The following is an 11,908-nucleotide window of genomic DNA, read 5'->3' on the forward strand; positions in this document are numbered from 1 at the left end:
TACAATGGTGGGTGAATCCCATAAACAAAGGAGGAAGATGATGTGATGCGCAAAAGATGGTCGGCCATACTGCTCGCCCTGGCCGTTGTCGCCGGACTCACAGTAACCGGGGGAGGAGCTATTTCAGCGTCAGCCGACGAAGCGAATCCGGCAGCCCATCAAGGTCCGTCCCTTGGCCGCGATGGGAGAAGCTTGCTTTATCCCAAGGGGTGGTATCCGGGATACCGGACGAGTGAGGGTCAGTTCCTGCATGATTTCTCCTATGCAGGCTACCGGAGAGGTGAGGTACCGATTCCTTCCGTGAACAAGCACCGGGGCATTAACGTGACGAAATCCCCATACCGCGCGGACCCTACTGGGCGCACGGACTCCACACGCGCCATTCAACAAGCGATTGATGATGCGGCGGCGCGCGGAGGAGGCGTTGTCTACCTTCCCAAAGGAACGTATCGTGTGACTCCGCAGGAAGGGAAGGATTTTGCTCTAAATATCAACTCCAGCGGGGTGGTGCTCAAGGGAGACGGGCAGCTTCAAACGCACATTTACAATGCGCAGGAAAATATGAAGCAAAAGGACATCATCCGAGTCGGCGGCGGGGATTGGAAACGGACCAGCACTTCGAGCAAGCTGCGCAAAACAGTATCCGAACCTACGGTGTTGCTGCCCGTAGAGAGCACGGATGGCTTCCAAGTGGATGATTTCGTTGTCATTACCTTTGAGACGACGGAAGGCTTCCTGAAGGAGCATGGGATGCAGAATAAATGGGCTTCCCGTTTAGGTAAGGTGGAGCCGATATTTTATCGGCAGATCGTAGCTGTTGATTCGAAGGCCAAAACTTTGACCCTGGATATCCCAACCCGGTATCCTCTAAAGCTTCGTGATGATATTACGATTACCAAAACGGAAGCGCCAATCATGGAGGTGGGCCTGGAGGACTTCTCCATCGCGAACGTCGAGAACTCGAAGCCGGGGCTCGGCGAAGATGACTTCAAGGTGGAAGGAACGGCAGGGTACGAAGCCGATAATGCCGAAAGCGTATTTTGGAACACGAAAGGGATTGCCGCCCATTCAAGTAAACCGGGGATCATCATCGAATCGGAGCAGTTTGGCAACGGGTATATTATCGGCACCCACGGGAAAGTGAACGGGGTGAAAGTGGATATCATCGGTTCGATTCCGAATGCGGATACCTCGCCGTTTGATTGGGTCGAAGCCGTCGGGCAAGGGGAGCGGCTGTTCCCGCAAAGCTTGTACAAGGATCAAACCAAGCAACGGTTGGATCACCGGGAACTGGGATTGCAGTCGATCCTTGTCAACGGGGAAGCTGTGCCGGGCGTGCAGTTTTTGCGGACGCAATATGATTATGTACTGCCATATGGTACCACAGAAACCCCAATCCTTTCGGCAAAGGCAACGTCGAAGGATGCCCGTGTCAAGATCGTCCAACCGAAAGGGACAAGCGGAACCGGCGTTATTACGATTACCCGGCGCGGAAAGACGCAAACGGTGCGGGTGAAGTTTAGTGTGGCGAAGACGCCTGTGCTGCCGGAGAATATTACGATTGCCCCGGACAAAAGCGTACCGGGCTGGAGTTCTGCCGGTTATGCGATCAGCGCAGGCAAGAGCGGACGTCTTCAATCTTTCCTGACGCTCGATAACGGGGAAGTCGTAAACACCTCCGAGTTAAATATCCCGGTGACGTACCGGGTTAGTGACGAACAGGTGGGTTATATCGAAGGAAATACATTTTATGCCGAACGGCCCGGTGTCGCAGACATCATTGCCAGCTGCCAGCTACAAGGCGTGGTCGTCGAAGCGCGCCAGACCTTTGAGGTGCTGGAGCCGATACCCGAGCCTGCGGGACCTTTAGCCGCCATCGCCAAAGTAACGGCCAGCGCAGATGACGGCAATGTGCCCAGCAACACGCTGGACCGTGATCCGGACACCCGTTGGTCTGCAGATGGGAAAGGACAGTTTTTGCAGGTGGAGCTGGAAGAGGTCACGATCGTGGATGGGGTAGGCCTGTGGTTTTATAACGGACACACCCGCTCGAACTATTTTGATCTGGAGGTTTCCGTGGATGGTGTTCATTTCGAATCTGTTCTAACCGGGATGGCCAGCAAGAAACAGTCGGAACTGGAGACGTTTGAGTTTACTCCGACCCCGGCCAAATACATCCGATATGTGGGTCAAGGCAACGAGATCAATACCTGGAACAGCTTGCTTGAAATTTGGGTTCACGCCGAATAATGTCGAATAATCAGGGCTTGAATCCCTCTACAATAGGCCGAACAGATCATTTGCGCTCATCCTTTTTATGATAATCTCATTCTGAATCGAATCGCCCTGTAAGGAGTACGGCCAATTGTTTATCGCATCGCAGGGAAATCAGAGAAGGAATGGAGTGTAGAGGACCGAGTGAAGAACAAGGCAATCCTGCTGTTGTTGGCAGTCTGTTTGACGGGGGTTTTTGGAGTTTCGTCTCCGGCCCAAGCAGAGGCGCGGCCAACCAAAGCGATTTGGGCATGGGATTTTTATGATGCGGCTTCCAATTCGCAAAAGATCACGTCTTTGTTGGAGTTTCTGAAGGAGCAGGACATCAACCTGCTGTTTATCGGAACAAGCAGAACGCTGCCGGATCAGCCGGCAACCTATACGGAACTGATCTATCGGGCACATGCGGAGGGAATTCGCGTCTTTGCGCTGGTCGGAAGAGCAGAGTGGGCCTTGGAAGGCCGACATCGCGATGCACTCGCAGAGCTTCGGCAGGTGCTGTCGTTTAATGCTTCCCACCCGGCCAGCACCTTTGACGGCATTCAATTTGATATCGAGCCGCACACGTTGCCGGAATACCAAACGAAGCGAGGATCCATCAATTATCAATACCTGCAGGTCTTGAAGAAAATCGCGGCAGAAATTCGCGCCAGCGGCGATCCACTGGAGTTTAACGCGGCGATTCCTTGCTGGTATGCTACGGGAGAAAATCCGGTGATAGTGGAGACGGGCGGACAACGGAAGCCGTTAAGTTATTTCGTATTGGATATCGTGGACACTGTTTCCGTCATGGCCTACCGCGACACAGCTGATCGGCAAATTCGCGCATCCTTGGCGGAAGCCGATTATGCTGCAAGCTTGGGTAAGAAGGTCTATATCGGTGCAGAAACCAGTCCGCCAAACGGATCTACGATTCCAAACGAGATTACGTACTATAACAAAGGCTTAGTTTACATGAACCAGCAAATTCAGGCCATCAACGCTTATTATGCGAAGCATGCAGGATTTGGCGGAATCGCCATCCATCAATACCCTGCATACCGAATCATGCTGCAAGGCCGGTAAGAAGCAATCGGGCAGGTGAAGGTTCATCGGCACACATACAGATTGCTGAAAATGAATAAGGATGAAAAAGATGGAGACGTACTTCCCGGACTTTCGGAATCAAAGATATCCTGCGCTGTTTACGACAAACGACATGCTGGTGCTGGGCGCGATGAAGCTGTTGCTGGACCGAGGCGTTCAGATCCCTCAGGAGGTTGCCGTCTTGGGGTACGACGATATCGAGCTTGGCCGCATGTATTCGCCGTCGCTGTCCACGGTCAGCGTGGATACCGCCGGCATCGGGAGGGATGCGGTGGAGCTGTTGGACAAGCTGATCCGCGGTGAAGCGGATTTGCCTAAGCTGGTGGAATACGAAAGTCATGTTGTCAAACGTCAATCAACGGAAGGAAGGGAGTGACCTGAATGGGATGGTATTGGAAAAAAAGTAGGGTAAGGCGAATCATCGAGTTTGTGCTGCTCGCTGCTCACCGTGTTTGCGATATTTTTTGCCGGTCCGCTCTTGAACCTGCTGGTGCTGGCGTTTAGCGAGAAGTGGAACTATCCGGACGTCTTGCCGGCGACTTGGGGGGTTCAAATGGTGGAACTTCGTATTAGCCAAGGACGATATCGTCTCCTCGATTTCGTTGTCGTTCTTGATCGCGGCGATTGTAACGGCGTTATCGATCCTCATCTGCATCCCGACCGCATATGCGTTCGCCAGAATCCAGTTTCCGCTGAAGCGAATGTTCTTGTTCTCGTTCCTGCTGACGCATGGATGTAACCCCGGGATACGGGGTTCTTTTTTTAAAATTATTCTTTCCATTGATTTGGTTGTTTGGATTCGTTTACAGTATAATTATGCTGTAATTTTCCAAATCGAGAGGGGATGTCCGTGAATAACGTAGACAGGTCAAATCAAGCGACATCAAAGGAGCAGTGGAAAAGGAACATCATCCTGTTCCTGAGTAGTCAAACGATTTCGCTGTTTGGCTCCTCGCTGGTGCAGTACGCGATCATGTGGTACATTACGCTAAATACGAAATCGGGGATCATGATGACGTTATATATCATCTGCGGGTTTATCCCAACGTTCCTGTTATCCCCGGTGGCGGGCGTCTGGGCGGATCGCTACAACCGAAAATGGCTGATTATGCTGTCGGATGGCATGATCGCCTTCGCTACACTGATCCTCGCGCTCCTATTCCTGATGGGCTATGAGGAAGCTTGGCTGCTCTTTGTTATGGCTGCGATCCGGGCGCTTGGCTCGGGCGTGCAGACGCCGGCAGTTGGGGCGATTTTGCCGCAAATCGTACCGTCCGACCAATTAACGAAAGTGAACGGGATTAACGGAAGCATTCAAGCAGTCATTATGTTCGTGTCCCCGATTGTCAGCGCTGCGCTGCTCACTTTGGCGACGATCGAAACGATTTTCTTCATCGATGTGGTCACGGCGGCGATCGCGATTTTGACACTGCTGCTTTATTTTCGGATTCCGACCCATCAACGAGCTTCAGGTCCGCAATCAACTGGTTATTTTCACGACCTGAAAGAAGGTCTGGCCTATATCCGTCGACAAGCCTATCTAAAATCCTTCTTTGCTTTTATGGCGGTCTTTTTTATTCTGATGGCCCCGGCCGCGTTTTTGACCCCGCTTCAGGTGACCCGCACTTACGGCGAAGAGGTCTGGCGGCTTACCGCAATTGAAATCGCCTTTTCCATCGGAATGATGGCGGGAGGGGGATTGATTGCCGCGTGGGGCGGTTTTAAGAATAAAGTGCACACGATGACTTTGGCTACGGTATTGATGGGGTTATGTACATTTTTGCTTGGCGTCGTCCCCGTCTTTTGGATCTATCTGGCGTTTATGACCTTGTTTGGGATCGCAATGCCAACCTTTAATACCCCTACGATGACAATGATTCAGGAAAAGGTCGACGAAAGCTATATGGGAAGAATCTTTGGCGTATTTAGCATGATCTCCACGTCGATGATGCCGATCGGGATGCTGATCTTCGGGCCCATTGCCGATGCGATTGCGATCGAATGGCTGCTCATCGCGACGGGACTGCTGATTTTGCTCCTATCGCTCTTTCTCGGACGGAATCAAGCGTTGCTGGAAGCTGGCAAACCGGCAATCCAGGAAGGCACAACCTAATCTTGAGAAGGCAGGCTCAATGAGCCCTGCCTTTTTATTTTTGTCACCCGGATCAGGAGGCGAAGCAAGCGCTGCGGATTGGAAAGTAATTTGGCTGAGCCAGAGCCAAACAAAGGCGCCCACAACTTAATTGGGGCGCCCATTTAATATGATATTGCTTGCTTTGCCAAAATCGAGAGCGACTTTGCCTGTAATCGAGGCAATCTGTTGAGCCAGAACCACTGCGCTGACCCCACATGAAATCAGTGCCACATCAAAGCTGTCCTTATGAGCGGTAATCCACTTGATCGTATTCCGGTACTCCGGCCATTGGTCAAAAGGCAGGGCGTGCACGATTTTTTGGTTATAGGGTTCTTTTTTAAGCCGTTCCTTGATCTTAGCGGCTTCCCGTGTGATGACCATAATTCGCAGGCCGGAGAGGAGTGACCAAAATTCCTCCATTTTGGCCAATTCCCGGTTCACCCCGGCATGGCAAATCACAGGCGGCTGAATCTTGTAATAGGAGAAAACCTTATCGGTTAAGGGTCTTTTTAAATAATCCGGGGCATTGATCGTGTTGTCTCCGGCGGGCAGGATTCCTACAACGGTCGCCTTTTTTACGGAAGAAATCACGGCGTTGCGCAGCGGTAAATTTGGAAGGGTCAGGCCTTTTTCTCCTCGGTTCGCTTTGATTGCCCACCGTTCCTGAAGCACTTTAGACATGGGCCAGACATGATGCTGAGACATGACCAAGTTCTCGCCATCACCAATCCTTACTAACGAAAACGGCTTCTGTTTCTCGATGGCGTCTCTGATTCTCTTTAGCAAATCTTGGGCTTCCAAGTAGATTTGTTGCATCGGACGTTTCATTCCTTTCGCGTGCTTAATCATTTCAGTCTATGATGGCGAATAGGGTTTGAATTGTGTGCTTGTACTGCAAAGTAAATTTGCGGTTGGGTTGACTTTTTTTGCAGTGCGTTATGGAATACGTCCCTGTCCTTCTCCTATTGTCTAGCATATAGTGAAAGATCGGTAGCTCCGTTACACGCAAGTAAAAGCAATCAGACGGGCTATTATGACAAGGAGGGAAGTGCATGTCCAAAAAAGTGGTGATTGAAAGCAATTTCAATACGTTTGGGTTTGATCCAGAGCGGCTTACTCGGCCGTGGCTGGAGAAACGAATCGCGATCTTTCGCAACTTTACCTTGAAATCATTAAAAGCCCAAACCAATCAGAATTTTCTGGCGATATTTAAGATCGCCCAAGGAACCGAAGCGATTGTTGCAGACATATTGTCAAAACAACCGCCGTTTCCAAACAACATCTGGTTTGGGACGAACCGCGACAGTATCGAGAAAATTAAAGCCTTTGCCGGCAAAAGCGATGATTTATATATCGCGCGTTTGGATTCTGACGATCTGTATCATAAAACTTATGTACAGCAGCTGTATAATTATCAGCCAAAGTCCGAAACCGTCGCATTGATTAATCAAAACGGCTATTTATGGGACAGTGTTAACAGCGAAATGGCACCAACCTTTCATCGTTCCCCACAATTCTATGTATTTCTGTACAAGACAGCAGAGTATCTGAACGGATACCGCGTTAAACTTCCAGGGCGGGGCACGCACGGCAATGTGATCGATTTACCGCATGAACTGCTTGCCCCCCGGAACTACGTGAATGTCATCCATCAGGATAATACTTCAGTCAAAAGAGTACCGCCACGCGACCGATTGAGCCCCGCGGAAATCCGGAACGTGTTGAAAGAATTCATGGGATAACCGCGGGTTCCCTCGAACTAGAGGAGGTGAAGGAATATGGTAAACCAGGATCGGGTCAACGAGCGCTATTATGGCCAGGTAAACTCGGAAAAGTCCCATGAAGCAACAAGAGCACGTATCCACTGGATTTGCCGTCAAGTCACTGGCAGAAGAGTACTTGACGTAGGGTGCAGCCAAGGGATTACTTCGATCCTCCTGGGCCGAGAAGGACGCAGGGTTCTAGGGTTAGATTTGGAAGAAGGAGCTATCCATTATGCGAAAAGGGAGTTGTCCCGGGAATCTAAGCCTGTCCGGTCCAAAGTTCAGTTTAAAGTAGCCGATGTCACTGAATTCCAAGGTCATAAGCTATTTGATACGGTCATTCTAGGACAAATTCTGGAGCATTTTGCGAATCCCGGAGTTTTGATCAGTCATGCTTATCGATTGCTGGCAGACGGCGGAACCCTCATCGTAACGGTGCCTTACGGATATCATCCCTTCCACGATCATAAGCAGACCTTCTATGCGGGGAACCTAGGCATCTGCCTGGATCCCTGGTTCGAGATCACGAAATTGGAAGTGCAGCATAATTATTTGTGCTGCGTGGCTGTGAAACAAAAAGAGATTCGGAGACAAATCCTTCCTGATGCTTCCATGATGAAGAACTGGATCCTTTTTGACAGCGAGCGGTTTACTGAGATTGAACGCCAGCACCTGCAAGTCATGGAGCAGCGAAAAAAAGCGCTGGGGCAAGCTTACGAGCAACTGAAAGAACTGCGTAAAACGAAGCCCAATTAAGCCCCCAAGAGATGAACACACCCGAACAAGGGTGTGTTTTTTTTCGTTTAAATTCAGTTTAACTACCTCCGTTAATCTCCTAACTGTAAATCACATTGGTTGAAGGATAGGAGGACTTAACAGATGATTACGAAAACTTCCGCCTTCACGGGGGGCGCAACTAAACTGGCGATTGAAGCTGAGGGACTCGTGAAAATATTTGGAACGAACCGGGCGGTAGACGGAGTGAACCTGAAGGTGGGGAGCGGGATGATTTATGGCGTCCTGGGACCTAACGGGGCAGGGAAAACGACGACGATCCGCATGCTGGCGACATTGCTGCGTCCAGACGCGGGTTCCGCCCGCATTTTTGGGCACGATGTCGTCAAGGAGCAGCATATTGTCCGTCAACTGATCGGCGTGACCGGACAATACGCCTCGGTGGATGAAACGCTGAGCGCTACGGAAAATCTCGTCATTTTCTCCAGGCTGTTAGGCTTGGGGCGCAGCGAGGCTCGCCGGAAAGCAGCGGAGCTGCTGGAGGAGTTTGGGTTGTCGGAAGCGGCCAAGCGCCCGCTAAAGCACTTCTCCGGCGGGATGCGCCGGCGGCTGGATTTGGCAGCGAGCCTGATTGCCCAGCCGCCGCTCATTTTCCTGGATGAACCGACGACGGGGCTGGATCCGCGAACGCGGTCGCAGATGTGGGATACGATTCGCCGTCTTGTTGCGACCGGATCGACGGTGTTGTTAACCACCCAGTATCTGGATGAAGCCGACCAACTGGCAGACCGGATCGCCGTGATTGATCGCGGGCAGGTCATCGCAGAAGGCACTGTCGACGAGTTAAAGACCTCGGTGGGAGCCTCGTCGCTGCAGTTAAGAATTAAGAATCCACTTCATTTGGCAGAAACTCGCCGCATTGTGGAGCAGGTGCTGAAAGTGCCTTCCACCCTCACAGCAGAGTCAGGAAAAATTACCGCCCCGATGGCGGAGGCCGATCTGGTGACCGACCTCTTGATCGCCTTGCGCGAAGCGGACGTGGATTTGGCGGAATTAAGCGTTCAGAAACCAACGTTGGACGAAGTCTTTTTGACACTGACCGGGCGGGGCGTTGAAGAGAACACCGCAGGTCCTCAGGCTTATGTTCTTGATCAGAAGGGGGTAATCGCATGAGCAACACGGTTGTTAACGCTAAGGCCGCACGGCCATTAAAGAATCAAACCAGCTTCCGTCAATCGCTTCGTCACTCGTTGACCATGGCGTATCGAGGATTGTTAAAAATCAAGCGGACACCGGAGCAACTATTTGACGTGACGCTCCAGCCGATTATTTTCACGCTGATGTTTACGTATATTTTCGGCGGGGCGATCTCGGGGGATGTGATGAGCTACTTGCCGGTCATTATTCCAGGGATTCTGGTGCAAACCGTCATTTCCACCTCTGTCGTTACCGGAGTACAGCTGCGCGAGGATATGGAGAAGGGCGTTTTCGACCGCTTTAAGTCGCTGCCGATTGCTCGGATCGCGCCATTGGCCGGAGCCTTGCTGGCCGATACGGTCCGCTATACGATTGCGACCGTCCTGACGTTTGCTATGGGATACATGATGGGCTTTCGTCCGGATGGGGGATTTGGTTATGTCGCTCTTGCGGCGCTGCTGGTGATCGTTTGTTCTTGGGCAGTTAGCTGGATCTTTGCTTTCTTTGGCGTTATCGCGCGAACCGCATCCAGCGTACAAGGGATATCGATGATCGTGTTGTTTCCGTTGACGTTCCTGTCCAATGCGTTTGTTCCGGTTGAAACGATGCCAAAATGGCTGCAATGGTTTGCCAACATCAATCCGATTTCGCATTTGGTGACAGCGGTTCGGGAGCTGGTGAATCATGGAACCATTGGTGGAGATATGCTGAGCTCTCTTATCGGAGCAGCCGTTATTGTAGCGGTTTTTGCACCGATTACGGTCCGCGCTTACATGCGTCGCACTTAAAAAAATAAGCCGGAAGACGAGAGGTCTTCCGGCTTGAGTGTTTTCGCTGGTTATTTCGTTCCCAGCGATTAGGCTTGATGAGCGGCAACTGCTGCGCAGAAACGCTCCAGTGCTTCTTCCAGCAACGAGCGTGGGCAAGCCAGGTTGATCCGCAGGAATCCTTCGCCGTTCTCGCCGTAGATGGAGCCTTCCGTGAAGGCGATTTTGGCTTCCTTATACATCACTTGCTTCATCTCAGCTTTTTTCCATCCCAGTGCACGGCAATCCACCCATAATAAGTAGGTGCCTTCGGATAGAACGGGGGCCACCGCTGGCAGATGCTCGGCGAGATAAGCGACGGCGAAGTCACGGTTGGCACGAATATAGGCTAGGACGGCGTCAAGCCAATCCTCGCTTTGCGTATACGCTGCGATGGTCGCCGTAGGACCGAAAAAGTTCAGCGAACCGATGGCTTGCGCTTTGATCCGTTCGGCAAATTGTTTGCGGATGGCCACGTTTGGAATGATCGTATAAGCCGTCGCGAGGCCAGGGATGTTAAACGTCTTGGAAGGAGCCGCGCAGGTAATTGTGATTCCGGCAAAAGCTTCAGACAACGATGCAAACGGCACATGACGGTATTCGGCGAAGACCAAATCGCAGTGAATTTCGTCCGAGACGACCTTCACTCCATATTTCAGGCACAGCTCGCCAACCCGTTCCAGCTCCTCCCGGGTCCAGACCCGTCCACCGGGATTATGGGGGCTACACAGCAGCATCAGCTTCGCGCCGCCTTGCATCAACGATTCCAGATGATCGTAGTCCATCCGGTAACGTCCATCCTCGAGAACCAACGGATTTTCGGCAACTTCGCGTCCGTTATTGCGAATGACATCATAGAACGGATTATAGACCGGGGATTGCAGGATAACCCGATCTCCCGGTTCGGTTAATACCTGAACGGCTACGCTGAGCGCAGGCACGACGCCTTGAGTGTCGGTCAACCAGGACGGATGAACGTTCCAGCCATGCCGGCGCTCCAGCCAGCCGGTGATAGCCTCCAGGTATTCTTTGGGCCGGGAGGTGTAGCCGTAAATCCCCAGCCTGGCCCGTTCCGTGACGGCTTGGACAATGGCCGGCGCACAACGGAAATCCATGTCCGCTACCCACAAAGGCAATACGTCCGGATTCCCAAACAGCTCCTTTCCAAGATCCCATTTCTCGGAGTAGGTTCCTCTCCGCGGCACACGTTCGTCGAAATTATACGTCATCTCTTTGTTCCTTTCCTTTCCCATAGATGCAGGTTATCTCTAGTCGTGTCGGGCTTATTTCGGAAGAGGCTGGTACCCGTCGATAATCAGTTCCAGCTCGCCTGTCGTGGAATCAATCAGCAACCCGTGAACAGGAACATCTGCAGGAAGGAGCGGGTGCCTCTTAACGATATTGACGGTCCGAATGATCCCTTCCTTCTCGTTATCGAAACCGCGCAGCCATTTGTTTAGCTTGATGCCGGAATTCTCGATCGTGTTCAACGTGTCGTCGCTGATACCCCGTTCCCGCATGGAGCCAATCATCCGGTCCGAATTGAGCGCAGCCATACCGCAGCCGGTATGACCAACGATGAATACTTCCTGGGCATGTAATTCGTAGATCGCAACGAGAAGACTACGCATGACGCTCCCAAAAGGCTGGGAAATGATTGCGCCGGCGTTCTTGATCAGCTTCACATCGCCGTTGCGCAGGTTCATCGCTTTCGGGAGCAATTCGACGAGCCGCGTATCCATACAGGTCACGATCGCCATTTTCTTCTCAGGAAATTTATCCGTTACATATTTCTCGTATTCCTTCTCCTCGACAAATTTACGGTTGAACTCCAGTATCGACTGCAATTGATTCATGTTACTACCTCCTCGTATAGTATCTTTAAAAAGCTCTTTTAGGTTCATTTCCATCCC

Annotated in this window: 11 protein-coding genes and 1 pseudogene; 9 read left to right on the forward strand and 3 right to left on the reverse strand. The window is 51.6% G+C overall.

Annotated elements, in window-relative coordinates; all coding sequences use genetic code 11:
• The first annotated feature begins 45 nt into the window (after positions 1-45).
• From M3G15_RS17140 to M3G15_RS17160, 5 genes and pseudogenes are all read left to right on the forward strand, one after another.
• On the forward strand, positions 46-2,250 hold the full coding sequence (locus M3G15_RS17140; RefSeq protein ID WP_260071575.1) for a discoidin domain-containing protein: 2,205 nt from the start codon (positions 46-48) through the stop codon (positions 2,248-2,250).
• 168 nt (positions 2,251-2,418) lie between these two features.
• A complete protein-coding gene (locus M3G15_RS17145; protein WP_260071576.1) occupies positions 2,419-3,339 on the forward strand; it encodes a TraB/GumN family protein in 921 nt (306 codons plus the stop codon).
• Between the two features lie 70 nt (positions 3,340-3,409).
• Positions 3,410-3,736 (forward strand): substrate-binding domain-containing protein, encoded by a 327-nt coding sequence (locus M3G15_RS17150; protein ID WP_260071577.1) that lies wholly within the window; start codon positions 3,410-3,412, stop codon positions 3,734-3,736.
• A gap of 5 nt (positions 3,737-3,741) precedes the next feature.
• Positions 3,742-4,091: pseudogene (locus M3G15_RS17155) on the forward strand (ABC transporter permease); the annotation flags it as partial.
• A 119-nt stretch (positions 4,092-4,210) separates the two neighbouring features.
• Positions 4,211-5,473, forward strand: a complete 1,263-nt coding sequence (locus M3G15_RS17160; protein WP_260071579.1) for an MFS transporter — start codon at positions 4,211-4,213, stop codon at positions 5,471-5,473.
• Positions 5,474-5,599: 126 nt separating this feature from the next.
• Here the strand turns inward: M3G15_RS17160 and M3G15_RS17165 are convergent, their stop codons facing one another.
• A complete protein-coding gene (locus tag M3G15_RS17165; protein WP_260071580.1) occupies positions 5,600-6,310 on the reverse strand; it encodes a GT-D fold domain-containing glycosyltransferase in 711 nt (236 codons plus the stop codon).
• Positions 6,311-6,546: 236 nt separating this feature from the next.
• Here M3G15_RS17165 and M3G15_RS17170 point away from each other — a divergent pair, with 236 nt between their 5' ends.
• From M3G15_RS17170 to M3G15_RS17185, 4 genes are all read left to right on the forward strand, one after another.
• On the forward strand, positions 6,547-7,236 hold the full coding sequence (locus tag M3G15_RS17170) for a putative rhamnosyl transferase (protein ID WP_260071581.1): 690 nt from the start codon (positions 6,547-6,549) through the stop codon (positions 7,234-7,236).
• A gap of 36 nt (positions 7,237-7,272) precedes the next feature.
• A complete protein-coding gene (locus M3G15_RS17175; protein ID WP_009226573.1) occupies positions 7,273-8,013 on the forward strand; it encodes a class I SAM-dependent methyltransferase in 741 nt (246 codons plus the stop codon).
• Between the two features lie 123 nt (positions 8,014-8,136).
• A complete protein-coding gene (locus tag M3G15_RS17180; protein WP_260071582.1) occupies positions 8,137-9,165 on the forward strand; it encodes an ATP-binding cassette domain-containing protein in 1,029 nt (342 codons plus the stop codon).
• Entirely contained in the window at positions 9,162-9,977 is an 816-nt protein-coding gene (locus M3G15_RS17185) for an ABC transporter permease (protein WP_009226575.1), read from the forward strand. Before M3G15_RS17180 ends, M3G15_RS17185 begins: the two co-directional genes overlap by 4 nt.
• Before the next feature lie 68 nt (positions 9,978-10,045).
• Here the strand turns inward: M3G15_RS17185 and M3G15_RS17190 are convergent, their stop codons facing one another.
• On the reverse strand, positions 10,046-11,224 hold the full coding sequence (locus M3G15_RS17190) for a MalY/PatB family protein (protein ID WP_260071583.1): 1,179 nt from the start codon (positions 11,222-11,224) through the stop codon (positions 10,046-10,048).
• Between the two features lie 54 nt (positions 11,225-11,278).
• The gene (locus M3G15_RS17195; protein WP_009226577.1) at positions 11,279-11,851 is read right to left on the reverse strand and encodes a beta-class carbonic anhydrase; all 573 of its coding nucleotides are present in this window, start codon (positions 11,849-11,851) and stop codon (positions 11,279-11,281) included.
• Positions 11,852-11,908 lie beyond the last annotated feature (57 nt).

This window comes from Paenibacillus sp. p3-SID1389 (assembly GCF_025151705.1).
GTDB lineage: Bacteria > Bacillota > Bacilli > Paenibacillales > Paenibacillaceae > Fontibacillus > Fontibacillus phoenicis.

Bases quoted from the DNA above. Each gene is read 5' to 3' on its own strand.
- M3G15_RS17190 (WP_260071583.1), bottom strand. From the start codon at position 11,224: ATGACGTATAATTTCGACGAACGTGTGCCGCGGAGAGGAACCTACTCC.
- M3G15_RS17175 (WP_009226573.1), top strand. From the start codon at position 7,273: ATGGTAAACCAGGATCGGGTCAACGAGCGCTATTATGGCCAGGTAAAC.
- M3G15_RS17150 (WP_260071577.1), top strand. From the start codon at position 3,410: ATGGAGACGTACTTCCCGGACTTTCGGAATCAAAGATATCCTGCGCTG.
- M3G15_RS17180 (WP_260071582.1), top strand. From the start codon at position 8,137: ATGATTACGAAAACTTCCGCCTTCACGGGGGGCGCAACTAAACTGGCG.
- M3G15_RS17195 (WP_009226577.1), bottom strand. From the start codon at position 11,851: ATGAATCAATTGCAGTCGATACTGGAGTTCAACCGTAAATTTGTCGAG.
- M3G15_RS17185 (WP_009226575.1), top strand. From the start codon at position 9,162: ATGAGCAACACGGTTGTTAACGCTAAGGCCGCACGGCCATTAAAGAAT.
- M3G15_RS17170 (WP_260071581.1), top strand. From the start codon at position 6,547: ATGTCCAAAAAAGTGGTGATTGAAAGCAATTTCAATACGTTTGGGTTT.
- M3G15_RS17140 (WP_260071575.1), top strand. From the start codon at position 46: ATGCGCAAAAGATGGTCGGCCATACTGCTCGCCCTGGCCGTTGTCGCC.
- M3G15_RS17165 (WP_260071580.1), bottom strand. From the start codon at position 6,310: ATGCAACAAATCTACTTGGAAGCCCAAGATTTGCTAAAGAGAATCAGA.